Source organism: Clostridium algidicarnis DSM 15099 (assembly GCF_002934235.1).
GTDB classification, from domain to species: Bacteria; Bacillota; Clostridia; order Clostridiales; family Clostridiaceae; genus Clostridium_L; species Clostridium_L algidicarnis.
On the sequence record NZ_PTIS01000002.1, the window covers coordinates 159428 to 185166 of the forward strand.

The window sequence follows — 25739 nt, forward strand, 5'->3', positions numbered from 1 at the left end:
AAAAGCATAGAAAGCTTAAGGTCTAATATGAAATTATTAGACCTTAAGCTTTCTTATATTTAGTTTTCCTATTTTATTTCAGTTAACAATATTATCTAGGAATTAAACCTATTTTCTTCTGCATCTTTCTTAAAGTTTTATTAGCTACATAGTTAGCCTTTTCTGCACCTTTTTTATATATATCTTCTAGGTAAGTTTTATTGCTCATTAATTCATTTATTTTAGTTTGAATAGGTAAAAGCTCCTCAATTATAGCTTCGGCAACATCTTTTTTTAAGTCGGAATAGCCAAGGCCTTCATAATTTTTAGCTACATCTTTAGGTAAAATACCTTTTATAGAACTTAATATATTTATTAAGTTTTTAACGCCAGGTTGATCATCAGAGTAGTTAACTATTCCAATACTATCTGTTACAGTTCTACTTACCTTTTTTCTAATAACCTCAGGTGGATCCATTATTAAAATATATCCATTAGGGTTATCTTCAGATTTAGACATCTTTTTAGACGGATCTTGAAGGTCCATTATTTTGGCTGCAGAGGTAGCTATATATCCATCAGGAATAGTAAAAGTAGGACTATATAAATTATTAAATCTTTCTCCTATATCTCTTGCAAGCTCTAAGTGTTGTTTTTGATCTATACCTACTGGAACTAAGTCTGCATTATATAAAAGTATATCTGCTGCCATAAGGACTGGATAATTAAAAAGACCAGCACTTATAGACTCACCATACTTTTGAGATTTATCTTTAAATTGAGTCATACGTCCAAGTTCACCCATGTAACTAGAACAAGTTAGTAGCCATGAAGCTTCAGAGTGAGCAGGCACATGAGATTGGATAAAAAGAGTGTTCTTTTCTGGATCTATTCCAGAAGATATATATATAGATAAGATTTCTAAAGTTCTTCGTCTAAGATCCTTAGGTTCTTGCCTTACAGTTATTGCATGTAAATCTGCAACGCAAAAATAGCAGTCATACTGATCTTGAAGTTTTACCCAGTTTTTTATAGCTCCCAAGTAATTACCAAGTGTTAAATCTCCAGAGGGTTTTATTCCGCTGAATATAATTTTTTTTGTATCTTCCATAAGTTACACTTCCTTTAAGTTTTATAGATTATTATATTTAGGTACCTTAGAAAAACTTATAATGTATCTAAATATAGAATGGCTAGTTTTTATAACATATATTTGTATATAAAAAGCACCCTATGAAAAAATCATAGGGCGCTTGTATAACCGCGGTACCACCTAACTTTAGGAATAATCCTCATCTCTTAAAGATACTATCATATCTCTATCCTTTTAACGTAAGATGCACGGCTTAAAGTACTAAAATTCATCTAAGCACAAAAGAGACCCATTGGGTTTAAACATGACTATTATGATTCCACCATCCATAACTCTCTTAAAATCTGTTTTTAAACTTACTTACTTCTCTTTAAAGTTTTAAATTATTGGGATTTTAATAAACATTATTAATTGTATTGAGTCTATAATAGTACTATTTAATAATTATGTCAATATACAATAAACATATTTATATTAATAGAACTTGAAACAATAAATGTGTTACATATATTTGAATTAGTGGTAATTAGGGAATAGTATATATATAGGAAAGATAATTATATTTACAATATTATTTTAGGGGGAATGGTGATGGAAAAGAAAAGAGATAACAAAATAGCAAAGACACAAAGTAAAATAAGGGATTTAATTTATATGGCGCTTATGTCATCAATTGTACTTTTAGGAACCTCTCTTATAACAATACCGTCTTATAATGGAGTTATTCATATAGGAGATAGTATTATATTTATATCAGTTATCTTATTAGGTAAGAAGAAAGGTGCTGTATCCTCAGCATTAGGAATGTTTTTGTTTGATATACTTCATGGGTATACTTATTGGGCACCTTTTACATTTATTATTAAAGGTTCAATGGTACTTATAGCCGGATGGATAATTGAAAGGGGGGAGAATAAATCTACATTAAAATATGCCTTTGCATTTTTAGTATCTGGGATATTTATGATAGGTGCATATTTTATATCAGGAGCCTTAATAAAGATGCTGTTTTTAGGCGAGGGCATAACATTTATGAAGGCGCTTATAGTATCTTCTTATGATATACCAGGGAATATACTACAGGTATTTGTAGGTATAATAATTGCATTACCTTTAATAAAGGTAGTAGAAACTCATAGAATAGTATAAAAGGGAAAAAGGACAAGTTAAATATAAAAAAATGGACTAATTTATAAATAAATTAGTCCTAGAACTCATAAGAAAATAAAGTTTATATTCTCTTATCTATTGTTTCTTTCAGCTTTTCTTGCTCGTCTACAATCAGGGCATCTTACAGGATCATTTTCAAATCCTTTTTCTTTAAAGAATTCTTGCTCTCCAGCTGTAAAAACAAATTCTTTTCCACAATCTTTACATACAATATTTTTATCTTCCATTTTACAAACCTCCTTGTGATCAAAGGGTTAATTTATAGATAACTTCTTCCCTTGATCAAAGGAAGGGAAATTACCTCATTAAATTGGACCCATATAATATATAGAGCCAAGCTCATAATGATATTATAACATATAGTTATAATATTTCAATATGAAATTAATTAATTATTCAATCTACTTTAATGATATAAAATTTCAATAATAAAGGTATATATGATATAATATTGCTATAATTAAACAAATAAATGGTTGATTATATATTGGAAGTATTTTAAACTATAAGTATTAGGTAAAATCATAAGATTATACACAAAGGGGGAGAAAGTATTGGCAAGTAATTATTCTTTTGATGTAGTATCAAAAGTTGATATGCAAGAAGTGGATAATGCTATAAATCAAACTTTAAAAGAAATAAGTCAACGATATGATTTTAAAGGCAGTAAGTCTACAGTTGAACTTGTAAAGAATGAAATTAAAATAGCTTCTGAAGATGACTTTAGATTAAAAGCTGTAATAGAAATATTGAAGGCAAAGCTTATAAAAAGGGGTATTTCAGCAAAAGCTTTAGATTTTGAAAAAGTGGAAGATGCTACTATGGGAACCGTAAGGCAAGTGGGCAAAATTGTAAATGGCATAGACAAAGAAAAATCAAAGCTTATAGTATCTGAAATAAAATCAAGTAAAATAAAGGTACAAACACAAATATTAGATGATGAGTTAAGAATTACAGGAAAAAACAAAGATGACTTGCAAGCTGTTATGGCTTTATTAAAAGGAAAAGATTTTGGGATAGAACTTCAATTTATTAACTATAGATAAATAAATTATTTTATTATTAAACCATGGATAAGGTTAATAATAAGACTAATTTTGGAGAAGAAAAAATGGAAGGTTATAAAGAAAAGTATGAAAAGTCACTAGAAGAATTTGAAATATACCAAAGCTTTGCAGAAACACAAATTCAAATGCTGAGTGAAAAAAATATAAGCTTAGAAAAAAGTCTTGATGCCCTCGTTAATATAGTAGAAATAAGTAAATATATAAATTCATATTTAAGTAATGAAAATCTAATACCTATGATAAATGATATGATAATAGGTATATTAGGTGCAACTTATTCTTCTATTTATTTAGAAGAAAACGGTGAAATCATAATAAAGGCCAGTAATATGGAAGAAGCATACTTAATCTTTGAAGAAAATTTTTATATTGAAAAGATAAAAAGTGGGAAACCTTTTATTTTAAATTCTAAAGAAACAATTTTTAATACTAGAAATAGAGGCAACATGCATTCCGCAATAGGTGTACCTATAAATCTTAGAGAAAAGTTTATGGGATATATGATTCTAGAGCATAGCCTTTGTAATTTTTTTAACCCAGATCATGTGAAGTTCATATCTTCTATAGCTAATCAAATTGCTATTGCTATTGAAAACAACATTTTGTATAAGGAAATACAAAGACAGATAAACATGGATCCCCTACTTGGAATTTACACACGAAAATATTTTATGAATTTTGTAAATGATAAGATTAGTGAAAATGGGTGTAGTAGATTTGCCATAGTTATGATTGATTTAGATGATTTTAAAAAGATTAATGACTCTTTTGGGCATCAATTTGGTGATGAAGTTTTACTAAAGACAGTAAAGGAAATAAAAAAAGGCTTAGGTCCAAAAGATATTGTAGCTAGGTATGGTGGAGAAGAGATTGTTTTATATATAGACCAAGGCGAAGATTTCAAAAGTGTTTATAAAATTGTTGATAATATTAGAAAGTCTATAGAAGATAATGAATATTCATTAGTAGAAGATTATAAGGCTGTAACTGCAACTTTTGGTATATCTTTTTATCCTATAGATGGTCAGAACATAATAAATTTGATCCAAACTGCAGATAGATTATTATATAAGGGCAAAAGAGCAGGTAAAAATAAAGTTATGTATAACATTTAAAACAAAGGTTATTTCTAATTAAGGAAGTAATCTTTTTTTTGTATAATTAACTAAAGTAGAGGAAGATGTAAATAATTTATTAAGTTTTGAAGCTTTATTGATATAATATTCTGAATATTATATAATTATATTAACAAAGTGACTTTCTCTCAAATATAATAAAGGGGTGGTTAAGATGATACATGTATTTTGCAGCCAAAGAGGTACAGGAAAAACCAAATCATTAATAAAACTTGCAAACGCTAAAGCTGAAAAAGCAAAAGGTACTGTTATATATATAGATGATGATAAGGGACCCATGTTTAATCTAGATTCTAGGATTAGAATGATAATTACAGATGACTTTAAATTAAAAGATTATAATGAAATGTACGGTTTTTTGTGCGGCATACTTTCAGAAGACTATGATATAGAAACTATCTTTATAGATAGTCTGTGTAACATTATTTCTGGAAACTTAGAAGATGCCGCACATTTATTTTTGAAGATGGAAAAGTTGGCTCACAATTATAAGTTGGAGTTTTATATAAATATAAATGCAGATTATAGTGAAATACCTCTATTTTTACAAAAGTATGCGGCTTAAATTTACAGATAGTATTAAAAAATGTTAACGCGCTCTGATAATACTTAGAAAAATTAATTTTAAACTACTTTCTTTTAAGAAAGTAGTTTATTTTAGTTATAGAATTAGTTTGTTTTGTGTAGTCATATAGTATAATCTTCAGAAAAACTTAATTTAAACGATAATAAATAGAAGCTTAAAAATAGCTATTAAGTATCATAATACCTTTAAATTAAGGTTTCAATGAAATGATTCTTAATTTAAAACATATAGAATTTAATCTGGAGGATGAACTATGGGAAATATGATTAATGTAAATAATCCTTATGGAACTAATAATAAAAAACTTACCTCAAAACTTACATTTCAAAATGGAGAAAGTTTTTCAGCAAGAGTTGTAGCATATGGAGATTCTAAAGATGAAGTTACTTTAAGGATGATAGATGGATGGCAATTTGAAGCACAAATAGATGGAAATATAGACTTGGATTATAAAGGAATAAGAAAGTTTGTAGTAGAAGGATTTGAAGATAACAAGCTTAAGATAAAAATCTTAAAGTCAGAGGTAGCATTAGAAGATAATTTTAAAGGATCCATCGACTTAATATTAGAAGAAAATGGTCTTACAAAAGCAGATGGAGAAATATTAGTTAAGATGTTAAAACATAATATAGAGCTGAATAAAGAAAATATTTCAAAAGTTAAAACATTAATAGATTTTAAAGAAAATGTATTGTCTGATCCTTCAAAAGAAAGAGAATTTATATTAAAATATTTAAATAGTAAATCCATAGATATAAACAGTGAACAAGGAAAAAACATAGAAAAGGTTTTAAAAGAATCCTTTTCTAAATTTAAAGAGTTATCTATAGAGGATTTAATGTTTATGATGGAAAATGATCTGACTTTAGATAAAGAAACTATAGAAGGTTTTAAAAATATATTTAAGGAAGATAGTAAGCTTTATGATTTGTTAAAAGATATGGAAAAGTTACTCGCAATTGAAGATGTAAAACAAGAAAATGGTATTGCTAAAGATTCAGCCAATATAGAGGTGGAAGAATCATCTATAATTAAAACACAAGTGGTAGAAAGGGGAAGCCTTAATGAAAAAGAGGTAGAAGCAATACTTTCTAAAGGAATAAAAGATACTTTAAATATGGATGTAAATTTCAATAAAGATTCTATAAGTGATTTAATGTCATCACTAAATAAGTTCACTAAAGAGAACATTTTAAAAAGCATACAAGAAGTATTAAAGATTGACAACATAAATGTAGATGATATGTTAATAGATATATCTAAAGGAGACTTTGATGAAGAGGGAATTAGAAATCTTTCTACTTTGATAAATGCAGTGGAAGATCAAATTTTAAATAGTAAGGATCAAATAAAAATTGAACTTAAAGAAATATTTCCAAAAGAACTCATTTTAACAGAAAATGAAGTTAATAACTTATCAAATTTTATACAAAAAGAAACTGAGCCAAAATCTTTTGTTGAGTTTAAGCAAAATATAGCAAACATCTCACAAAATGTTACAGAAACCATGTTAAGTTTAAATAATCTAACTGGAGATAACCTTGAAAAGATTTTAAATCTGGTTAATAAAGAAAACCTTCAATCAAACGAAACCGTAAAGTTTTTAATGAATTTTTCACAAAGCAAGGGAAAAGATGGTTTAAGCAATTTTAATATAGATAGTGAGCAGACCTTATCTTTAATCATGGGTAAGAATATAGAAGAAAATATAAATCAAGAGTCCGTAGAAACAAAAGGTATCATTTACGAAAGCTTAGCTGAAAGTACATCTAAAGAGTTGTTAAAGGACAGTGCCACCATTATTAAAAATCAGATGGATATAAAGTTAAATAACATGAAAAACATAGTAAATGATGTGTTAAATAAGTCTTTAGATGGGAAGGATAATATAAATAACATATTATCCTTCATAAAGAATAATTTAAGTGACTTTAAATTATTCAATACAATTTCTAATGAATATTATTATATGGATTTACCTATAGAAATGAACTATAAAGAGTATCCTTGTAGGGTAATAATAAAAGATAAGAGAGAAGAAGGAAAGAAAATTGATTCTAAAGATGTTAAAATGGTAGTTACAGTAAAGACACAGTTTTTAGGCGAGGTTGATGGATTTATAAAAGTTAAAAATGATTTTATGAATTTAGAAATAAAGTGTTATGAAAAGTCTATAAAGATATTAAATATGAAAAGAGAATCATTAAAAGAATCATTAGAAAGTTTAGGATATAATTGTGATATTAAATTTTCTAAAAAAGAAATAGCATCTGATATAGTGAGTTGTAGAGAGTTTTTTAATGATAATGATTTTACATCTTTAAATGTTATGGTGTAAAATCATATGAGAGATCTTTTAAAAATCATATTATAAGTGCTAAAATTACTAATAGGGTTAAAAGATGTGATAAGTATTAATTATAGCTATTAAGGTGGTGAAGAGTAACGTATGAAAAAAGCAAGGAAGGCAGCAGCTGTTAAATATGAACATTCCTATGATGCACCAATGGTTACAGCTAGAGGAATGGGAGATATAGCAGATAAAATACTAGAAAAAGCTAAAGAAAGTGATGTTCCAATAGTATATAATAAGGAACTTGCAGATTTGTTAAATAATGTAGACATAGGAGAATTCATACCCTCTGAACTTTATGAAGCTATAGCGGAGATAATAGCTTACATTACAGATATAGATGCTATATTAGGAGAAAGGTGAGTGAATAATGGCATTATATGCAATATCAGATTTACACTTAGCTTTAAGTGGAGATAAGCCCATGGATGTGTTTGGGCAGCAGTGGTTTAAGCACGATGAAAAGATAAAAGAAAATTGGTTAAAGAAGGTTTCAAGTGATGATACTGTACTTATTGCTGGAGATATATCTTGGTCTATGACCATGGAAGATAGCAAAAAAGAATTAGAGTGGATAGATAATCTTCCAGGAAGGAAGATATTTATTAAGGGGAATCACGATTATTGGTGGAATAGTATTACAAAACTTAATGCTATGTTCGATAATATGGATTTTATCCAAAATAACTTTTTTAATTATGAAGACTGGGCCATTTGTGGTACTAGAGGATGGACTTGTCCTGGTGGAGAGAACTACACGAAACATGATGAAAAGATATATGAAAGAGAGCTTATAAGACTAAAACTTTCACTAGATATGGCAGTGAAAAAAGGTTATGATAAGATAATAGTGATGATTCACTATCCTCCAACTAACGAAAGGTTTGAGGAGTCAGAAGTTACTAAAATATTTAAAGAATATAATGTATCTAAGGTTATATATGGTCATTTGCATGGACCAGCACTAGCTAAGGTATTAAATGGATATAAAGATGGAGTGGAATATATAATGACCTCTTGTGATTATATAGATTTTGATCCAGTGAAGATTTTATCTGATTAAAAACCATATTAAAGCGTTTTAACTTCCCCTTACTTTGTTTGCTTTTAAATGTACTTTATATATTTTACAAGATATAAGGACTACTTAGGGTTATTTCAGGTACTAATTTGTGATTTTAGCATTAAAAGTTTATATAAAATAAGTAGATTTTGTGTATATAAAATCCGCAATAGTATGGATTAAAAATATGAACTTAAAGTCATATACTATATATAAAGATATGTATAATTCTAAAAAAAAGATTTATCCGATGGCTACCATCCGTAACACCCCTATCCTCTTCAAGGTGGGGGATTACGGTTGCTAAGCCCGTGGATAAGTTCTTCTAGCCTTTGATGGAGAGATGTAGTCCTTATAAGCAAACTCCACTTGAGTCTAAGAATCACTTGATATAGTAACTAGGGGGGTTAAAATCATGGATAAGAGCATTAGAGATGCTCAAGATAGTGACAGTGATATTATAGCAGAGTTAATTTATAGTACAGAAAGTAATCCAGAAGATGTATGGGGAGGTAGTAACAAAGAAGAAAACTTAGAGTTAATAAAATACCTTATTAAAAACCATGATTCTAGATATAGCTGTAGATTTGCTAAAGTTGCTGAATATAAAGGTGAGGTTGCAGGGGTTCTTGTTTTAATACCATATAATAAATTAGGGACATCTAATATAAAAACCAGCGTAGCCATACTAAAAAGGCTTAAAGGAATAAAGCAAAAGTTTAAGTTTATAATAAGTGAGTTAAAATTTATAACTGTTAAAGAATGCGACAAAGGAGACCTTTATATAGCAAATATAGCTGTAACAGAAAAAGCAAAGGGCCTTCATATAGGAAAGCTTTTAATGGAGCACGCAGAAACCTTAGCTAAAAGAAGTAAATACTCTAGATGTACATTACTAGCAAAAGATGCATATGTAGCTGAGTTTTATAAAAAGATTGATTATAGCTTAATTTATAATAAAAAGGTTTTTGGAAATGAAATAATAAAGATGGCTAAATTAATATAAGACATATTAACAAAACAGAAGGTTGAGAGATGAATTTAATAAATACGCTTAAAGAATTTTATGAATAGGGTTAAATAAAAAAGGGTAATACAACTTCTTTTAAAATTGGAGGCGTATTATCTTTTTTTATTGACAACTAAATCACTATATTGTAATATATGAATATATAGATTGATAGGAGAGTAATTATGGATAACAACTATAAAAGGTTTGATGAGGTAGCAGAATTATTAAAGGTTATGGCACACCCCGTAAGGATTTGTATTTTAAATGGTCTTATTAAAAAAGGTGAGTGCAATGTAACTTTTATGCAAGGCTGCCTTGAAGTGCCACAATCAACAATATCTCAGCATTTGCAAAAACTCAAGGCTGCAGGATTAGTTCAAAGTGAAAGAAGAGGCCTTGAGGTTATATATAGCATTAAAGATCCAAGAGTTAAACTATTAATGAAAATTTTGATAAAAGAATAAAAACAAAATCAGCGAACTAAGATATAAGGAGGGGTAAAAATGACAAAAAAAGCTTTAATTGTAGGAGGAGTTGCAGGTGGTGCATCCACTGCAGCGAGACTTCGTAGACTAGACGAAAATATTGAAATTATAATTTTTGAAAGAGATGAATATATTTCTTTTGCTAATTGTGGGTTACCTTATTATATAGGTGAAACTATTGATGAGAGAGATAAGTTATTAGTACAGACACCAAAGTCTATGAAAGATAGGTTTAATATAGATGTACGAATTAACAGTGAAGTAATAAAGGTTAATGTTAAAGAAAAAACATTAAGTATTAATAGCAAAGAAAAAGGTATATATGAAGAATCTTATGATTATTTAGTACTATCCCCAGGAGCTAAGCCTATAAGACCAAACATTGAGGGAATAAATAATGAAAAAATATTTACACTTAGAAACATACCAGATACTGATAGTATAAAAGCTTACGTAGATAAAAATGAAACTGAAAGTGCGGTAGTAATTGGTGGTGGATATATCGGAGTAGAAATGGCAGAAAACCTTTCAAAAAGAGGCCTTGAAGTTACCTTAGTAGAAGCTGCACCTCATATATTGGCACCCTTTGATTCTGATATGGTAACTATAGCTGAAAAGGAGTTAGAAGATCATGGAGTCTCCTTAATTCTTGAAGATGGTGTTAAAAGTTTTAATAATAATGAAGGTAAGGTATCTATTAATTTAAGTAGTGGTAAAAAGTTAGATGCAGATATGGTGATACTTGCCATAGGTGTAATCCCTGATACAGGATTTTTGAGGGATACAGGTATTGAATTTGGAGATAAAGGTCATATAGTAGTAGATAAATATATGAACACAAATGTAGAAGATGTTTATGCTGTAGGAGATGCTATACTTGTTAAAGATTTTATAAATGGAAATTCAACAGCAATACCATTAGCAGGTCCTGCTAATAGGCAAGGAAGAATTGTAGCAGACAATATATATGGAATTAAGTCAGAATACAAAGGCACTTTAGGCACATCAATTATTAAGGTTTTTGATATGGCAGCTGCTAGTACTGGAAATAACGAAAGAAACTTAAAAAAGCTTCAAATACCTTATAAGGTAATATATGCTCATCCAAATTCTCATGCAGGATATTATCCAGGAGCAGTTATGATGTCCATTAAGCTTATATTTAATGAGGAAGGCAAGATATTAGGATCTCAAATATTGGGATATGATGGAGTAGATAAAACTATAGATGTAATAGCAACTGTAATAAAGTTAAATGGTACAGTTAAAGATTTAACAGAACTAGAACTTGCATATGCACCACCTTATTCCTCTGCAAAGTCTCCAGCTAATATGATGGGATTTATAGCTGAAAATGTATTAGAAGATAGAATGGATATATTAAATATAGAAGATATTAATGATTTTAATCAAAATAAAGAAATATTATTAGATGTAAGAGATCAGGTAGAAGTAGAAAATGGATCTATAGACAAGGCAATAAATATACCAGTTAATGATTTAAGAAACAGAATGAACGAATTAGATAAAGAAAAAGAAATATGGGTATATTGTAGGGTAGGACTTAGAGGATATATAGCATCGAGAATATTAACCCAAAATGGATTTAAGGTGAAAAATTTAACTGGGGGATATGAAAGTATAAAAAAAGCTAATTTTAAACCTTTAGAAATAAATAAAAGTAATATAAAAGATGATGATAAAACTTTAATAAAATTAAAGGATAAAGAATTTGATAAAGAAATAGATGCCTCAGGCCTATGTTGTCCAGGTCCTTTAATGAGTTTAAAGAATAGTATGGATAAATTAGAAGAAGGTAAAATATTAAGTATTAAGGCCTCGGACCCAGGTTTTTATGAAGATGTACAGTCTTGGTGTAAAAATACAGGGAATCAGCTTTTAGATTTAAAAAGAGAAGGAGGCATGATAAAAGCTTATATAAAAAAAAAGCCTAAGGAAGTAACAAAAGATGAGGATAATAAAGAATTAGTATCTACACAAAAAGATGGTAAAACCATGGTTGTATTTAGTGGAGAGTTAGATAAGGCTATAGCATCATTCATAATAGCAAATGGAGCTGCATCTATGGGTAAAAAGGTAACTATGTTCTTCACCTTTTGGGGAATAAATATATTAAGAAAAGATGAAAAAGTTCCTACAAAAAAGAAGTTTATGGAAAAGGCCTTTGGGTTTATGATGCCAAGAGGATCAAAGAAGCTTAAGCTTTCAAATATGAATATGGCTGGTATGGGACCTAAGGTTATACGAAAATTAATGCAGGATAAAAATGTTTCATCGTTAGAAGAACTTATAACAGCAGCTATAGATAGTGGAATAGAGATAGTTGCCTGCCAAATGTCAATGGATCTTTTAGGACTAAAAAAGGAAGAACTAATAGATGGGGTAAAAATAGCAGGAGTTGGATACTATTTAGGTGAGGCTGAAGAATCTAATGTAAATTTATTTATATAAACAAAAAAATAGTCAGTTTTAACTGACTATTTTTTTGCGTTTTAGAAGATATTATCAAAGTATGGATTATTCTTTAAATGAATTTTCTATATTAATTATTCCTTCATTAATTGATTGTATTGTTGAATCTTGAGATTGCATAGTTGCTACAATTTCTTCAGATAAAGAAGAGTTTTCTTCGGATAAAGAAGATATATCATCTATAGAGGATATTATTATATCTTTTTTTTCAGAGGAATTTGTAAGGTTAACTATACATTTTTCTATTTCATTTACAGATTCATTTAATTCACTTTTTATAGTTAAAAATGTATCTTTAGTTTGTTTTATTGTGGATTTTTGACTAAAAAGTGCGTTATTACCGCTAGACATAGCAGAAGAAGTATTTAATATATCTACCTTTATTTCTTCAAGTATTTTAGTTATATTTTGAACAGCAATCTTTGAGTTCTCTGCAAGCTTTCTTACCTCACCAGCTACTACAGAGAAGCCTTTACCAGCATCTCCAGCTCTAGCTGCTTCTATTGCTGCATTAAGAGCCAATAGATTAGTCTGACTTGCTATTTGGCTTATGGAATCTGTAATAGTGTTAACAGACTCTAATTTTCCAACTAAGTCATTAACTGTGGAGTTTGAAATGCTAAGAGCATCTTCAAGGTCTCCTAAAGAAGAGTCCAGTGTTTTTATAGTTTCTAAGCCATCATCAGCATTTTTATCACTATCCATAACTTTAATTTGAACATTAACTACGTTTACAGCAAGTTCTTCCATGTCTTTATTAAAATCGCTAAGTATGTCCGAAGCTTTAGCTAAATCATTACTTTGAGATATGTTACCAGCAGACATTTGATTAATAGAGGAATTTATATCTGATGAAGTAGCAGCAACATATTCAATATTGTCTTTTAATATGGAAATCTCTTTTGCTATATGTACTTTATTTTCGGATTCATGATTTTGAGTTATTGAATCCCCCTTAATGTTAGATGGTTCATTAGACTCTAAATTAATTTTATTTATAGTTTTATTATCCTTTTTTCTAAAAAAAGCCACAAATATTCCCCCTTATTTTCTTATAATAACATTTTAAATTATATCATATGAGTTAGAAATATTCATTAAACAATATAAATATTGTTTATATTTACCTTACTTATCTGTTATAATGTCTATGGATATAATAGATATAAATAGAGGGTGATTTTATGGCAATAAAAGAATGGAAATCCTTTCTGACTCCGTATGAACAAGCAGTGGAGGAATTAAAAGTTAAATTTCGAAGTATAAGAAAAGAATATAGGAGAAAAAATGAGTACTCCCCAGTAGAGTTTGTAACAGGAAGAGTTAAAGAAATATCCAGTATATTAGAAAAGGCAAGTAAATTTGATATCCCTTTAGATAGGCTTCAATATGAGATAGAGGATATAGCAGGAATAAGAGTTATGTGTCAGTTTGTAGATGATATAGAGAAGGTTGTAGAGCTTATAAGAGAAAGAAAAGATATGCAAATAATGTATGAAAAGGACTATGTGACAAATGTTAAAGAAAGTGGATATAGAAGTTATCACATTATAATAAAATACCCTGTTAACATGGCTGAAGGACAAAAGGATATATTAGCTGAATTTCAAATAAGGACTTTAGCTATGAACTTTTGGGCTACAGTAGAACACTCTTTAAATTATAAATATAAACAAGAAATACCTTATGAAATAAAAGGTAAACTTAAAAATGCTGCTGATTCAGCATTTAAGCTTGATGAACAAATGTTAGAAATAAAAGATGAAATAAAAGATGCACAAAAACTATTTGAAGTTAAATCAGATATAATATCTAATATAATGAATAATATACTTAGCCTAGTTTCTATAGGTAAAATAGCTGAATCTAGTAGATATCAAATCCAATTAAATAAGCTGGTAGAAGAAGGCGAGGTCTGGGAACTTAATAACTTACTCTTTTCAATAAAAAGAGATGTAGAAAAGTTTAAAGACTAAATAAAAATACAATATAAAGAAAAGGGGAATTATTTTAATAATTCGCCTTTTTAATAATGCGTCATTAAAATACATATGATATAATTTTTAATAAATAATTATTATTAACGAATAAGAAACTATGTTTTAAGGAGAATAATAATGTCAAAAAAAGAGAAAGATCTAAAGTTAATTTATGACAATCCATTTCATATTAAAAATATAGAAGATCCAGATATAGAAATGCAACTTACAGCTGTAAAAAAGAATAGTTCAATTATACAATATATAAAATATCCAGCTATAGAGGTTCAAAAAGAGGCGGTAAAATCTAATCCTTATTTAATAGAGTATATAAAAGATCCTTTAGAAGAAATACAAATCTTATCAGTAAAGGGTTCTTGGAATTCTCTAAAATATATAAAAAGTCCCACAGAAAAAACTAAACATGAAGCCATTAATTCTAAAGGGTGGGCCATACAATTTATAAAAGAGCCTTCTTTAAAGATGCAAGTTGAGGCAGTAAAAAAGGATTATGATTCAATAAGATATATAAAAGATCCTAATGAAAAGGTTCAAATAGAGGCAGTTAAAAATCATTGGTCAGCTATTAAATATATAGAAAAACCAACAGTTGAATCACAAAAGATTGCTATATCACAAAGTGAAGAGGCAATTACGTATATAGATATTTATAATGAAGAAAGAATTAAAGAATTTTTAAAAGTAAACATAAATATTTTGAAATATATATATGAAGATGTTACTGAAGAACTTATAGATGAAGTCTTAATGGAAAAATTAAAAGATGAGGATATAGAAGAAAAGTATGTTAAAGATTTTTTGAATCTAGAGATATTGGATATAGATAAGATTAAGTTTATATATAATTATGGTAGTAAAAAAGCAAAAAAGATCTTAATTGATTATAAGCTAGCGATATAGAAATATAAGGAAGGGAAGTATTTATTTGAAGTTTTCAGAAGCTTTATTAACAGTAGACTTAATATTAAAAAGTGAAGCAGTTCCTTTAATAATAGGAGAAAGTGGTATAGGGAAGACCTCTTTGGTTAAAAAACTAAGTAAAGAAAAGGGATATTATTTAGTAACTATAGATGCAAACCTTTTAAAAGAAGGTGAAATAGGAGGGCTTCCAACAGTAGAATATTACGATGTATATAAAGAAGAGGGCATAGAAAAAAGAAAAAGGACAGTATATGCAGTTCATACTAAGTTAGTAGATATAGAAAGGGCTGCAAAAGAAGATGAGAATAGAAAAATCATATTGTTTATAGACGAAATAAATAGATGTGAACATAGTGTTCAGCAAGAACTTATGAACTTAATATTAAATAAAGAGATAAATGGGTATGTACTCCCAGAAAATGTTCAAGTTATTGCAGCTATGAATCCATCTAATAAATATGATTCCTTTGAAAATAGTGAATATCAAGTTGTAGACATGGATCCTGCACAGGAAAACAGATTTGTGTGGGTAGAAATGGATTCAGATGTGAATGAATGGATAAAGTGGGGCATGGGCAAAGAGAGTCTAATACATGAACATGTACTAGAGTTTATTTCTACCTTCAAGGAGTACCTACATAGACCAGATGCTATGGATAGTATAAAAGCAACTCCAAGGAGCTGGGAGAGGATATCTAGAGCATATAAGGTATACCTACAGTCTAGGAATATATACTCTGATAACATATTTTATAATGTTGTTAAGGGAAATGTAGGATCAGCTATAGCCCAGGATTTTATGTCTTTTATAAAAAATTATAAATCCATATCCATAAAGCCTAAGGATATATTTGATAGCGAGGTAATTTCAGAAAATATTAAGGAAAGAGTAAGCCTCGAAAGTCACTCAAGGCTTTATATTATAGCTAAAAATTCCTTAGTATATTTAAATGAAAATAGTCATGGTGAAAGAGAATTATCTCTATTTTCAAAATATCTACAGCTATATCCTATGGATTTAAGAATGGGAATAATGAAAGAAATACGAGAGGAATACGAAGAAAGCCTTTATATAAGGTTTTTAGACAATGATGACTTTATTGAACTATTTTTCTCTTGTTTTCTTTGGAGATGATATAAATGGAAAGTAAATCAGTGGAAACATTAAGAATAAGTCTTCTTAAAGAACTTTCTAAGGTTTATACAGGAAACAAAGAAGAAGATAAAATAGTTATGAGTAAAATTTTTGGGGATAAAACTAAAAGAGAATTTAAGGAGTTAATAGAGGGTGTTGTGTTTTCATTAATGCAAGGGGAAGATAGCTTTTTTGGATTTTTTATGATGAAGACTAAAAGAGATATTAGTTTTGACATAGAGTGGCCTATAAGCACAGAGATAGATCTATTAGGATTTATAATGTACTTTAATCCTTGGAAGTTTTTAAATTGTAGTCTTGAGGAGATGAAAGCACTTATAAAGCATGAAATTTATCATATTATGTATGGCCATCATGTTAGAGCTCAAGATTTGTATAGTAAGTATGGAAAAGTACCTGTGAATATAGCTATGGACATATCCGTTAATCAATTTATAAAGGGCCTACCTTCCTATGCAACAAAAATTGATAATATATCCTTAGCATTAAATGTAGAGCTAAATAAAGACTCTACTATAGAGGCCTATGCAAAAGAAATATATAAAGCTATAGAGGATATTTCGAATAATTCAGGAAAGAAAAATCTTAATTTAAAAGATTTAGATTTAGAAAGTATTCATGATTCTTTTATAAACTCTTCACAAGGGTTAAATATGGAAGACTCAAAGGAACTTATTAAAGGAGTTGCAATAAATGCTAACAAGGGGAAGTCACCTAGGGGACTTGAAGAAATACTATCAAGATTAAATAGTGTTCCTGAAATTGCATGGGTAGATTACCTTAAAAGTATAATTAAATCTATGCCCTCTGGAAGTAGAAAGACTATTACTAGAAAAGATAGAAGGCAACCAAATAGGTTAGACCTTAGAGGAACATTAAAAAGTCATGTAGCTGAGATAATAATTGCTATAGATATAAGTGGCAGTATTACTGATAAAGAGATAGAACAAATATTTATAGAAGTGTTTGGAATAGTTAAAAATAGAAATATAAAAATTACTGTAATTGAATGTGATGATAAAATTAGAAGGGTATATAAATTAAACTCTCGAAAAGACCTAAAACCTAGGTTAGAAAAGAAAGGTGGTACTGCTTTTTCTCCAGTTTTTGAATATATAAACAAAAAGGCTCTTAGAAGATCTTTTGTTATATATTTTACAGACGGACTTGGTGAAGGGGAACTAACTATAAAGCCTATTAACTATAGAACACTTTGGGTTTTGACAGGTAAAAATCAAAAATTATCTTTAAAAAAGTCTTATGGAGAAGTGAAAAACTTAAAATCAAAGGGATACTATGAATCAGATACTAGCTATGGTTTAAATGTTATGAGAGAACTTTTACATGATTGGGCAAGATAATAGATAGAGATTACAAAAAAAGGTAGAAGGTTTTAAAATCTTCTACCTTTTTTATTAAAGTGATATTAGCCGCAACTACTGCAACTTGAACAACCACCAGATTCACCTAGATCTTTTGTAGGTTCTAGCATTAATCCACTGCCATTTTCAGCAGATGAAGTTATTCTAAATCCTTCAAAATCTTCTACAAGGTTTTTATCTATAAGGAAAGTAATGTCCTTAACTGTTTCAACTATATCTGTATCTTTTTGTTCATCCAGAACAATATTAAATGAAGGGCCACTTCAGCCCATACCAGCTAAGTTAATCCTTATAATATAATTTGGAAGTTCGTTTTGATCTAGTAGGCCTTTGAATTCATCATAAGCCACATCACTTATTTTAATAACACCCATGTGTATCCCTCTTTTCTTAAATTATTTTAGTCTAAGGTAATTATAATATAGAGTTACTATTACTTATAGTAATACATAATAGTATAACCATAGATAAAATAAATATTATATAAAATATTTTATAATAGTAGTTATTGTCTGTCAAGGTGAAAAGTTAATTAGCTAATTTAATAAATTAATGATGAATGATTTATAAGTTTAGGATTAATGGATAGGATAATTCCATAAAAAAAGACACACTATGTGCCTTTTTTTATGGAAAGTATTATTTAACAACTATGTTAACAAGTCGTCCTTTTATAACTATAACCTTTACTATAGATTTTCCTTCTATAGAAGAGGTTATATCACTGTCATTTAAGGCTGCTTCTTTAATTAAATCTTCGGATAAGCCAGAAGCTATATTTATTCTAGTTTTTATTTTTCCGTTAACTTGTATAGCTATTTCTATTTCGTCTTTTATTAAGGCCTTTTCATCTAACTTAGGCCATTTTTGATTAAACACGGAATAGTCTATGTCTGAATCTTTTATCTTGTATAAAAGGTTCCATTGCTCTTCGGCAAAATGAGGGGTAAATGGAGCTATAAGTTTTATAAAATCTGTTAATGTATCCTTAAGTAGACTTAGATTTTTTCGTGATTCATTCATATATTTAGATAAAGCAGTGGTAAGTTCCATAATTCTTGCTATAGCTGTATTAAACTGAAGTATTTCTGAGTCAGTGGTAACATTTTTTATAGCAAAATGTCTCCAGTAGTTTAATTCCTTTTCGGCTTTATCCATAGTAGTTTTATCTTCTGTGTTATCTTCTATAGCTTCTCTTGCAGAATCAATAACTCTTTCCATTCTTTCAACAAATCTAGCTATAGATTTAAGACCATCATCACTCCAAGCGCCACCTTCAACATATGAGAATCCAAACATTAAATACATCCTAAATACATCAGAGCCATATTCACTAATATAATCATCAGGGGATATGGTATTGCCTTTAGACTTACTCATTTTATGGCCATCAGGTCCTAGTATTAAGCCTTGATGAGTTAGTGATTTAAACGGCTCATCAAAGTTTAAGTAACCCATATCTCTTAAAGCCTTAGTTATAAATCTAGCGTAAAGAAGGTGCATGCAAGCATGTTCTGGTCCACCCACATATTTATCTACAGGTAAGATTTTATTTATCTTATCTATGTCAAAGGCCTTTTCACTGTTATTAGAATCTGCATATCTTAAATAATACCAAGATGAACATACAAAGGTATCTAAGGTATCAGCTTCTCTTTTAGCAGCACCACCACATTTTGGGCAAGTTGTATTTATAAAATCTTCTGATTTAGCTAGTGGTGACTTTCCATCTGGAGTAAACTCTACATCATAAGGTAATATCACTGGAAGCTGCTCTTCTGGAACAGCAACAGTTCCACAATGTTCACAGTGTACTATAGGAATTGGAGCGCCCCAATATCTTTGTCTTGATATAAGCCAATCTCTTAATCTATAATTTGTTTTTAAAGATCCAAGATTTAAAGATTCCAATTTAGATACTATAGCGTCTTTACCTTCTTTTGTAGTTAAACCATTAAACTCTCCACTATTTATCATAGTTCCATGGTCAGTATAAGGTAAATCTTTTCCACCATCGATAACTCTTTCAATAGGAAGATTATACTTAGTAGCAAAAGAAAAGTCTCTTTCATCATGGGCTGGAACAGCCATAACAGCACCAGTACCATAGGTTGCAAGTACGTAGTCACCAATCCAAATAGGAACTTCTCTACCGTTTATAGGATTTATTGCATAAGAACCACTAAATACTCCTGTTTTATCTCTAGTTATAGATTGTCTTTCAATTTCAGACTGTTTTTTAGCTTGAAGCTTATAAGATTCAACCTCATCTTTATATTTATCTAATGTTAAGACATCCACTAATGGGTTTTCAGGGGCTAAAACTACATAGGATACTCCAAAAAGTGTATCAGCTCTAGTTGTGAATACTCCAAAGCTTAAATCTGAGTCTTTAACCTTAAAGGTTACTTCAGCCCCAGTAGATTTGCCTATCCAATGTTTTTGCATGGACTTTGTTTTTTCAGGCCAATCTAGGGTATCTATATTTTCTAATAACTCATCTGCATAATCAGTTATTTTCAAAAACCATTGAGTTAATTCCTTTTTTGTAACTTCTGTTTCACATCTTTCACAAACACCATCAACTACCTGCTCATTTGCCAGCACTGTATTACAGCTAGGGCACCAATTTACAGGAGCCTTTTTTCTGTAAGCTAAATCTTTTTCAAAAAGTTTTAAGAAAAGCCACTGAGTCCATTTGTAGTATTCAGGATCAGAAGTTATAACCTCATGATCCCAGTTAAACATAGCACCCATGGATTTTAATTGTTCTTCCATGGTTTTTATGTTTTTAACTGTAGAATCTTTAGGATGTATACCTGTTTTTATTGCAAAGTTTTCTGCTGGAAGTCCAAAGGCATCAAAGCCCATGGGCTGAAATACGTTATATCCTTGCATTCTCTTAAGTCTTGCCCAAGAGTCTACAGGGCCATAGTTAAACCAGTGACCAGCATGTAACTTACTACCTGAAGGGTAAGAAAACATCTCTAATACATATAGTTTCTCTTTTGAACTATCCTCATCAAACTTATATAAATTAGTATCTTCCCATTTTTTTTGCCATTTTTTATCTACTGAAATATTATATTTAGCCATTAAATTTCCTCCTCTAATATATGATTTTAGATTGATATATTTGGGAACTAAAAAAAGCCCTCATCTCTTATAAAGAGACGAAAGCATATTCCGCGGTACCACTCTGATTAGGCCATAATAAAATAACCTCTCTTGAAAAGATAAGGGATTTACCCTGCTTGCATTTCCTCAAGCTTACTCCTAGGCGAGTTCATAAAGTTTATCACTGTTTTTCACCAAACAACAGCTCTCTTTAGACTAAACTAATTATTACTACTCCTAATCATTGCATCTTTGTTTAATTATACATGCTATTATAAAACACTTAGAGGAATAGGTCAAGACTATTAAATGTTATTTCATATGCTTCATTGAAGAGATATTGTATCTTTCGCATAACTTAAGGACTCTATCAAGTGCATCACTACTATTTACCCATATATCTGGTTCAAATCCTACTCCATCCATATTAGTATCGGTATTCTTAAATGCGATACCAGTTCCAAATCTTAAAATAATATTAGAATTAGGAAGGCTAAACTCAGAGGTATCTGGTACTAGGAGGCATCCTCTTGAATTAGATCCTACAAAAACTATATTTTCTATGTTTCTAAGATAGCTTAAGAATCCTTCCGAGGCTGAAGCTACATCATCATCTACTAAAACAAAAACTAGATTTTCGTTTTCATACCATTTCCCGTTAAATAAATATGAATCCCAATATCCATAATCTTCATTATTAATGCTACTATTTATCTTAACTAATAATTCTTTATCAGCACTAAACTTCTCAATATATTTTTTATAGGCCCAAAGCTTTGCCTTACTATTCTTTTTTCCTACACTTTGGGTTATTTCTATATCCTGGCCCATGTAAGCATTTAACCACTTTTTCCATAAGGATTCAGCGCCACCAATATTTCCTCTTAAATCAATAATTAATACTTTATTTTTATTCAATCTTTCAGCACTCTCTACAAAATCATATAAACTATTGTCATTAGGGTTTGTTGGTCTCATACTCATAATTTTTAAGATAGGAATATTATCTAAAGTTTTCTCAGTTACAGAGGCTTCAGGTGTTTTATTAGCTTTTAGGTTTCTTTTTAAATTAACAATTTTATCGATAGTCTCATTTGTTTTATTATTTGTGAGATTTATGTTTAGGGGATAAATATCTCCACTATTATTTAATAACATGCCAATTGAATAGGCCAATTCTCCATCTTTAGTTATTGTAGATTTCATATATTTATCCGAAGGCTTTTCATCAATAGATGTTGCATACCACTTAGTATTGTTAATAGTGGTATAATACCCCTTAGTATCTTTTTTAAATATATAATCTTCATTATATACATAGATGGAGTTTTTGTTTATATTAATAGATGAATTAGAAATACTGAAATGACCATCATTTATAAAACTCAATTCCTCTAATAGTAGTTTTTTAATATCATCATATTTTATATTTTCTATATTAGCCAATTCATTTAGAATTTCATTTTCTTTTTTTAGAAAGACTCCATCTCCGCCGAAATATTCATAAGGGCCATATACATATTTAAGTAGTTTAAAGGTATATTCAATATCTTTATTAGCCTCATTTAGAGTTAAGATTTTGTTTGAAATGTTCTCATTTACGTATTTATAGTTTGTAAGTTCTTCTAAATCTTCATTTGTAAATATCTCTTCATTTATATTTTTATTTTCCATATATTTTGAGATATCTAAAGGAGTAGAGTTAGATACGTTAAACTTTCTTTCTTCATTAATATTGTTTATAAAATCATAAAAGGCTACTTCTCTTTTTCTACTTTTGAAAATATAAAATGTTGATATGATAAATATTGATATAATAATAGATACAATTGTGAATATTAGTAGCCTTTTTTTTAGTTTCAAAATAATCACCTATCTTTCAATTTTTATTCTATAAATAATTATAGATGTGTAATTAAAAAGTAAGATATCATTACTTATTGATGAAGATATGTTACTAAGAAGTTTATACCCTTTTATGTTCCCAGGTTCCTTTTTTATAAAAGATATACACTACAATAACTTCAACTATATTAGCGATTAAAAAAGTTGACCATATATAATTTATAGGTAGATTAAGGACTCGAACCATTATAGCAATAAGTGGGATTTGTACTCCCCACCTTGAAATAAGGCTAGATACCATAAAAGGAGTATTGTGTCCTGAACCTGAAAATACCGATCCAAGTCCCATAGAAACTCCAGAAGCTATTAAAGCAGGGGTCATAATTTTAATCATTGGTATACCGATAGCTACGACGTCAGGGTCTTTAATAAAGGCTTTCATAATAAAAGAAGGAAATAAAAATGCTACTAAAGTTATTAAACACATCAGTGATACATTTATTATGGTGCTATATTTAACAGTTTCTTTAGCTCTACTTATATTTTCAGCACCAAGGCACTGTCCAACTATAGAACTACTGCCTATGGCAAATCCAAGTAGGGGCATAAAGGCAAAGTTAAATAACTTATTTCCGATACCAACAGCTGCTAGAGCATTAGTACCATAATCAGATACAAAGTATATTGTTATCATTCCTGAAAATTGTCTAAATAACATTTCCATTCCAGAAGGAAGTCCAATGGTTAAAAGCTTTTTATCTACTGCAAAATCTAACTTGAATAAATTTTTTATCTTGATTTTTATTTTTCCTCTACCAGAGGTTAGAATATAAAATCCAATAATAAAAGCCACTACAGTGGATATTACAGTAGCAATTCCCGCACCAAGTACGCCAAGATTAAATCCTGGTATAGAGGTGCCTGGTATAGTTTCAAACATAAGTATAGGATCTAATATAACGTTTAATATTGAAGATACAAACATTATCTTCATAGGGGTTTTAGCATCCCCAAGGCATCTCAAAGCTGTGTTTACAGTGTAAGATGAAAACATTATAGGTAAGAAAAATATTCGTATATGCCCATAGCTTAAAGCAGACTGAATTACAACGGTATCCTTAGAAAATATGTTTAATAAAGGCTTTATTGTTAATAACATTATAATTGCGGCAATTACTGCAACTAGAGCCTTGAAAACCAGAGTTTGCTCAATTGCAAGACTAGTTTTCTTTTGATCCTTAGCTCCATAACCTTGAGATATAAGTGATATGGAACTAGTACCTATAATTTCATTTAAAATATCTACCATCCAAAATATAGTAGAAAATAGAGTAACTCCTGCTACGGCAGAAGAAGAAATTCTACCAATCCATATGATATCAACTATATCATAGACGGATTGGAGCATAAAACCTAGCATGGTGGGTATAGACATTCGTAACAAATTGGACTTTAAATCCCCAGTTAGTAAGTCATCATTATTCTTGTTCATAGTGCCCTCCTAAAAAACTTAATATATACATTGTACTATGTAATAAGAGTCAATTATATATTGAAATGTAAAGTTGTGTATCGGTACATAAAGGTGGTTAAATTATTTTATTTAGGAAGCCTAAGTGATGAGTTATGGAATAAAAATTAGATTCCCAAAGGAGATTTAGGTGTTATACCCTTATCATTTAATATGTCGTATATAGTTTTTGAACAGGTATCTTCCATGGTATAACCTAAAAGTTCTACGACCTCTTTTAACTCTTCTTCAGTAGAAGTTTCAACTTCTATATATGGAAAAGGGCAAAAAGATTTATCGTTTATATCTATTTCGATTAAAGAATTTTTATATCTATAACTTTCTCTGTACTTTTTTACGGAGCCTACAAGTTCAAGGCCTAAAGATTCAAATAATTTAATAGCCTCCTCTCCATCACTAACTTCTATTTCAACCTCTTCCATTACCTTAAATTTGTCTTGGCTTATCATCTTTTTTGTGGTCATATAATATACAACTTTATTATTTAATAAATCCTCTACAAACCTCACTCTAGCGTAACCTTTTTTAGCTAAGAGAGTTTTATTTGGGAAGTCAAACAAGTTATTTACCTGATTTTCACATTTCACATTTTCAAGATTTAAATATTTTATTTTATTTCGTACCTCATCTAAATCAATATCTAATATTTTGGTTTCTAGTTCCTTCATTCTTATCAACCTTCCTTTGTTTAAAAGTATTACATATTATGATATAATACTTTATTGTAAATATCTATATTTTTATGGGAAATAAAAGAGTTAATGAGTCTTTACATAAGATGAAAAAGGGGATAGGGTATGGATAATTTTTATGAACAATTATTAACTACTAAAAAGCACTTTGCTTATAAAGTAGCAAATGTATTAATGTACTTAATTGTAATATTAGGAGTAGCAGGTCTTATACTAGGTAAGTTTTCTTTATTTATAATTTTTGAATTAATTGCTGTAGGAATATTTTTCTTTAAGAAAAACCTTTTTATTGAGTATGAATACATATTTACAAATGGGGAGATAGATATAGATAAGATATTTGAAATGAAAAAGAGAAAAAGAATAATAAATTTTAATGTAAAGGACGCACAAATTATAGCTAAGTATAATAGTCAGTACATAAAGGATTTTATTAATAAACCAAATAAGGTAATAAACTTATATCCTCCAAACTATAATGGAGAAATTTTTGTAGCAATATTAAATAAGGGAGCAGAGACTATAATGATAAAATTTGCTCCAGATGAAAAGATTTTGAATTTAGCATTTAAGTATAATCCTAGAGCTATTAAAAAGTCATAGTACATGGTAAAATAGAAAGCTTGTTATTGTTACTAATTACTATATTAAAATGGAT

Annotated in this window: 23 protein-coding genes and 1 other annotated feature; of the genes, 15 read left to right on the forward strand and 8 right to left on the reverse strand. The window is 29.1% G+C overall.

Annotation, left to right across the window (positions count from 1 at the left end; genetic code table 11):
- Window positions 1-91: 91 nt before the first annotated feature.
- Entirely contained in the window at window positions 92-1090 is a 999-nt protein-coding gene (gene trpS, locus BD821_RS02875) for a tryptophan--tRNA ligase (protein ID WP_104409225.1), read from the reverse strand.
- Window positions 1091-1663: 573 nt separating this feature from the next.
- On the opposite strand from trpS, the gene BD821_RS02880 reads away from it, so the two are divergent.
- The gene (locus BD821_RS02880) at window positions 1664-2221 is read left to right on the forward strand and encodes an ECF transporter S component (protein ID WP_029452450.1); all 558 of its coding nucleotides are present in this window, start codon (window positions 1664-1666) and stop codon (window positions 2219-2221) included.
- 92 nt (window positions 2222-2313) lie between these two features.
- Here BD821_RS02880 and BD821_RS02885 read toward each other — a convergent pair whose 3' ends face one another.
- A complete protein-coding gene (locus BD821_RS02885; RefSeq protein ID WP_029452451.1) occupies window positions 2314-2469 on the reverse strand; it encodes a zinc-ribbon domain-containing protein in 156 nt (51 codons plus the stop codon).
- 327 nt (window positions 2470-2796) lie between these two features.
- On the opposite strand from BD821_RS02885, the gene BD821_RS02890 reads away from it, so the two are divergent.
- From BD821_RS02890 to BD821_RS02930, 9 genes are all read left to right on the forward strand, one after another.
- Window positions 2797-3288, forward strand: coding sequence for a YajQ family cyclic di-GMP-binding protein (locus tag BD821_RS02890; protein ID WP_029452452.1), 492 nt, complete (start codon window positions 2797-2799; stop codon window positions 3286-3288).
- A gap of 65 nt (window positions 3289-3353) precedes the next feature.
- The gene (locus BD821_RS02895; protein ID WP_104409226.1) at window positions 3354-4424 is read left to right on the forward strand and encodes a sensor domain-containing diguanylate cyclase; all 1071 of its coding nucleotides are present in this window, start codon (window positions 3354-3356) and stop codon (window positions 4422-4424) included.
- A gap of 175 nt (window positions 4425-4599) precedes the next feature.
- On the forward strand, window positions 4600-5010 hold the full coding sequence (locus BD821_RS02900) for a hypothetical protein (protein ID WP_104409227.1): 411 nt from the start codon (window positions 4600-4602) through the stop codon (window positions 5008-5010).
- A gap of 274 nt (window positions 5011-5284) precedes the next feature.
- A complete protein-coding gene (locus BD821_RS02905; protein WP_104409228.1) occupies window positions 5285-7369 on the forward strand; it encodes a hypothetical protein in 2085 nt (694 codons plus the stop codon).
- 111 nt (window positions 7370-7480) lie between these two features.
- Window positions 7481-7747 (forward strand): EscU/YscU/HrcU family type III secretion system export apparatus switch protein, encoded by a 267-nt coding sequence (locus tag BD821_RS02910; RefSeq protein WP_104409229.1) that lies wholly within the window; start codon window positions 7481-7483, stop codon window positions 7745-7747.
- 7 nt (window positions 7748-7754) lie between these two features.
- Window positions 7755-8447 carry a metallophosphoesterase gene (locus tag BD821_RS02915; protein ID WP_104409230.1) on the forward strand — a complete coding sequence of 231 codons (693 nt, stop codon included), beginning with the start codon at window positions 7755-7757 and terminating at the stop codon, window positions 8445-8447.
- A 415-nt stretch (window positions 8448-8862) separates the two neighbouring features.
- Window positions 8863-9453 carry a GNAT family N-acetyltransferase gene (locus BD821_RS02920; protein ID WP_104409231.1) on the forward strand — a complete coding sequence of 197 codons (591 nt, stop codon included), beginning with the start codon at window positions 8863-8865 and terminating at the stop codon, window positions 9451-9453.
- Between the two features lie 188 nt (window positions 9454-9641).
- Complete coding sequence (locus BD821_RS02925) at window positions 9642-9923, forward strand: ArsR/SmtB family transcription factor (RefSeq protein WP_104409232.1); 282 nt, start codon at window positions 9642-9644, stop codon at window positions 9921-9923.
- A 39-nt stretch (window positions 9924-9962) separates the two neighbouring features.
- On the forward strand, window positions 9963-12416 hold the full coding sequence (locus tag BD821_RS02930) for a CoA-disulfide reductase (protein WP_104409233.1): 2454 nt from the start codon (window positions 9963-9965) through the stop codon (window positions 12414-12416).
- Between the two features lie 66 nt (window positions 12417-12482).
- Here the strand turns inward: BD821_RS02930 and BD821_RS02935 are convergent, their stop codons facing one another.
- On the reverse strand, window positions 12483-13469 hold the full coding sequence (locus tag BD821_RS02935) for a methyl-accepting chemotaxis protein (RefSeq protein WP_104409234.1): 987 nt from the start codon (window positions 13467-13469) through the stop codon (window positions 12483-12485).
- 152 nt (window positions 13470-13621) lie between these two features.
- On the opposite strand from BD821_RS02935, the gene yjbM reads away from it, so the two are divergent.
- The 4 genes from yjbM (at window position 13622) to BD821_RS02955 (ending at window position 17875) form a co-directional block, all read left to right on the forward strand.
- Window positions 13622-14413, forward strand: a complete 792-nt coding sequence (gene yjbM, locus BD821_RS02940; protein ID WP_029452462.1) for a GTP diphosphokinase — start codon at window positions 13622-13624, stop codon at window positions 14411-14413.
- Window positions 14414-14554: 141 nt separating this feature from the next.
- Window positions 14555-15337, forward strand: a complete 783-nt coding sequence (locus BD821_RS02945; RefSeq protein WP_104409235.1) for a hypothetical protein — start codon at window positions 14555-14557, stop codon at window positions 15335-15337.
- A gap of 25 nt (window positions 15338-15362) precedes the next feature.
- Window positions 15363-16493: an AAA family ATPase gene (locus BD821_RS02950; protein ID WP_104409236.1), complete on the forward strand. Its 1131-nt coding sequence runs from the start codon at window positions 15363-15365 to the stop codon at window positions 16491-16493.
- Window positions 16494-16498: 5 nt separating this feature from the next.
- On the forward strand, window positions 16499-17875 hold the full coding sequence (locus BD821_RS02955; RefSeq protein WP_242971449.1) for a vWA domain-containing protein: 1377 nt from the start codon (window positions 16499-16501) through the stop codon (window positions 17873-17875).
- A gap of 284 nt (window positions 17876-18159) precedes the next feature.
- Here BD821_RS02955 and BD821_RS13900 read toward each other — a convergent pair whose 3' ends face one another.
- From BD821_RS13900 to BD821_RS02980, 5 genes are all read right to left on the reverse strand, one after another.
- Window positions 18160-18270: an iron-sulfur cluster assembly accessory protein gene (locus tag BD821_RS13900; protein ID WP_479723174.1), complete on the reverse strand. Its 111-nt coding sequence runs from the start codon at window positions 18268-18270 to the stop codon at window positions 18160-18162.
- A 265-nt stretch (window positions 18271-18535) separates the two neighbouring features.
- On the reverse strand, window positions 18536-20992 hold the full coding sequence (leuS, locus tag BD821_RS02965; protein ID WP_104409237.1) for a leucine--tRNA ligase: 2457 nt from the start codon (window positions 20990-20992) through the stop codon (window positions 18536-18538).
- Window positions 20993-21062: 70 nt separating this feature from the next.
- Window positions 21063-21267: a binding site (T-box leader), on the reverse strand.
- Window positions 21268-21325: 58 nt separating this feature from the next.
- On the reverse strand, window positions 21326-22876 hold the full coding sequence (locus BD821_RS02970; RefSeq protein ID WP_104409238.1) for a S41 family peptidase: 1551 nt from the start codon (window positions 22874-22876) through the stop codon (window positions 21326-21328).
- Window positions 22877-22979: 103 nt separating this feature from the next.
- On the reverse strand, window positions 22980-24350 hold the full coding sequence (locus tag BD821_RS02975; protein WP_207655261.1) for an MATE family efflux transporter: 1371 nt from the start codon (window positions 24348-24350) through the stop codon (window positions 22980-22982).
- 146 nt (window positions 24351-24496) lie between these two features.
- Window positions 24497-25057: a class IV adenylate cyclase gene (locus BD821_RS02980; RefSeq protein ID WP_029452469.1), complete on the reverse strand. Its 561-nt coding sequence runs from the start codon at window positions 25055-25057 to the stop codon at window positions 24497-24499.
- 129 nt (window positions 25058-25186) lie between these two features.
- On the opposite strand from BD821_RS02980, the gene BD821_RS02985 reads away from it, so the two are divergent.
- The gene (locus BD821_RS02985; protein ID WP_104409239.1) at window positions 25187-25684 is read left to right on the forward strand and encodes a DUF6106 family protein; all 498 of its coding nucleotides are present in this window, start codon (window positions 25187-25189) and stop codon (window positions 25682-25684) included.
- Window positions 25685-25739 lie beyond the last annotated feature (55 nt).

What these genes read in the sequence shown, in the direction of transcription:
- trpS (WP_104409225.1), bottom strand. Translation starts at nt 1,090, where the DNA reads ATGGAAGATACAAAAAAAATTATATTCAGCGGAATAAAACCCTCTGGA.
- BD821_RS02880 (WP_029452450.1), top strand. Translation starts at nt 1,664, where the DNA reads ATGGAAAAGAAAAGAGATAACAAAATAGCAAAGACACAAAGTAAAATA.
- BD821_RS02885 (WP_029452451.1), bottom strand. Translation starts at nt 2,469, where the DNA reads ATGGAAGATAAAAATATTGTATGTAAAGATTGTGGAAAAGAATTTGTT.
- BD821_RS02895 (WP_104409226.1), top strand. Translation starts at nt 3,354, where the DNA reads ATGGAAGGTTATAAAGAAAAGTATGAAAAGTCACTAGAAGAATTTGAA.
- BD821_RS02900 (WP_104409227.1), top strand. Translation starts at nt 4,600, where the DNA reads ATGATACATGTATTTTGCAGCCAAAGAGGTACAGGAAAAACCAAATCA.
- BD821_RS02905 (WP_104409228.1), top strand. Translation starts at nt 5,285, where the DNA reads ATGGGAAATATGATTAATGTAAATAATCCTTATGGAACTAATAATAAA.
- BD821_RS02910 (WP_104409229.1), top strand. Translation starts at nt 7,481, where the DNA reads ATGAAAAAAGCAAGGAAGGCAGCAGCTGTTAAATATGAACATTCCTAT.
- BD821_RS02915 (WP_104409230.1), top strand. Translation starts at nt 7,755, where the DNA reads ATGGCATTATATGCAATATCAGATTTACACTTAGCTTTAAGTGGAGAT.
- BD821_RS02920 (WP_104409231.1), top strand. Translation starts at nt 8,863, where the DNA reads ATGGATAAGAGCATTAGAGATGCTCAAGATAGTGACAGTGATATTATA.
- BD821_RS02925 (WP_104409232.1), top strand. Translation starts at nt 9,642, where the DNA reads ATGGATAACAACTATAAAAGGTTTGATGAGGTAGCAGAATTATTAAAG.
- BD821_RS02930 (WP_104409233.1), top strand. Translation starts at nt 9,963, where the DNA reads ATGACAAAAAAAGCTTTAATTGTAGGAGGAGTTGCAGGTGGTGCATCC.
- yjbM (WP_029452462.1), top strand. Translation starts at nt 13,622, where the DNA reads ATGGCAATAAAAGAATGGAAATCCTTTCTGACTCCGTATGAACAAGCA.
- BD821_RS02945 (WP_104409235.1), top strand. Translation starts at nt 14,555, where the DNA reads ATGTCAAAAAAAGAGAAAGATCTAAAGTTAATTTATGACAATCCATTT.
- BD821_RS02955 (WP_242971449.1), top strand. Translation starts at nt 16,499, where the DNA reads ATGGAAAGTAAATCAGTGGAAACATTAAGAATAAGTCTTCTTAAAGAA.
- BD821_RS13900 (WP_479723174.1), bottom strand. Translation starts at nt 18,270, where the DNA reads ATGGGTGTTATTAAAATAAGTGATGTGGCTTATGATGAATTCAAAGGC.
- leuS (WP_104409237.1), bottom strand. Translation starts at nt 20,992, where the DNA reads ATGGCTAAATATAATATTTCAGTAGATAAAAAATGGCAAAAAAAATGG.
- BD821_RS02975 (WP_207655261.1), bottom strand. Translation starts at nt 24,350, where the DNA reads ATGAACAAGAATAATGATGACTTACTAACTGGGGATTTAAAGTCCAAT.
- BD821_RS02980 (WP_029452469.1), bottom strand. Translation starts at nt 25,057, where the DNA reads ATGAAGGAACTAGAAACCAAAATATTAGATATTGATTTAGATGAGGTA.
- BD821_RS02985 (WP_104409239.1), top strand. Translation starts at nt 25,187, where the DNA reads ATGGATAATTTTTATGAACAATTATTAACTACTAAAAAGCACTTTGCT.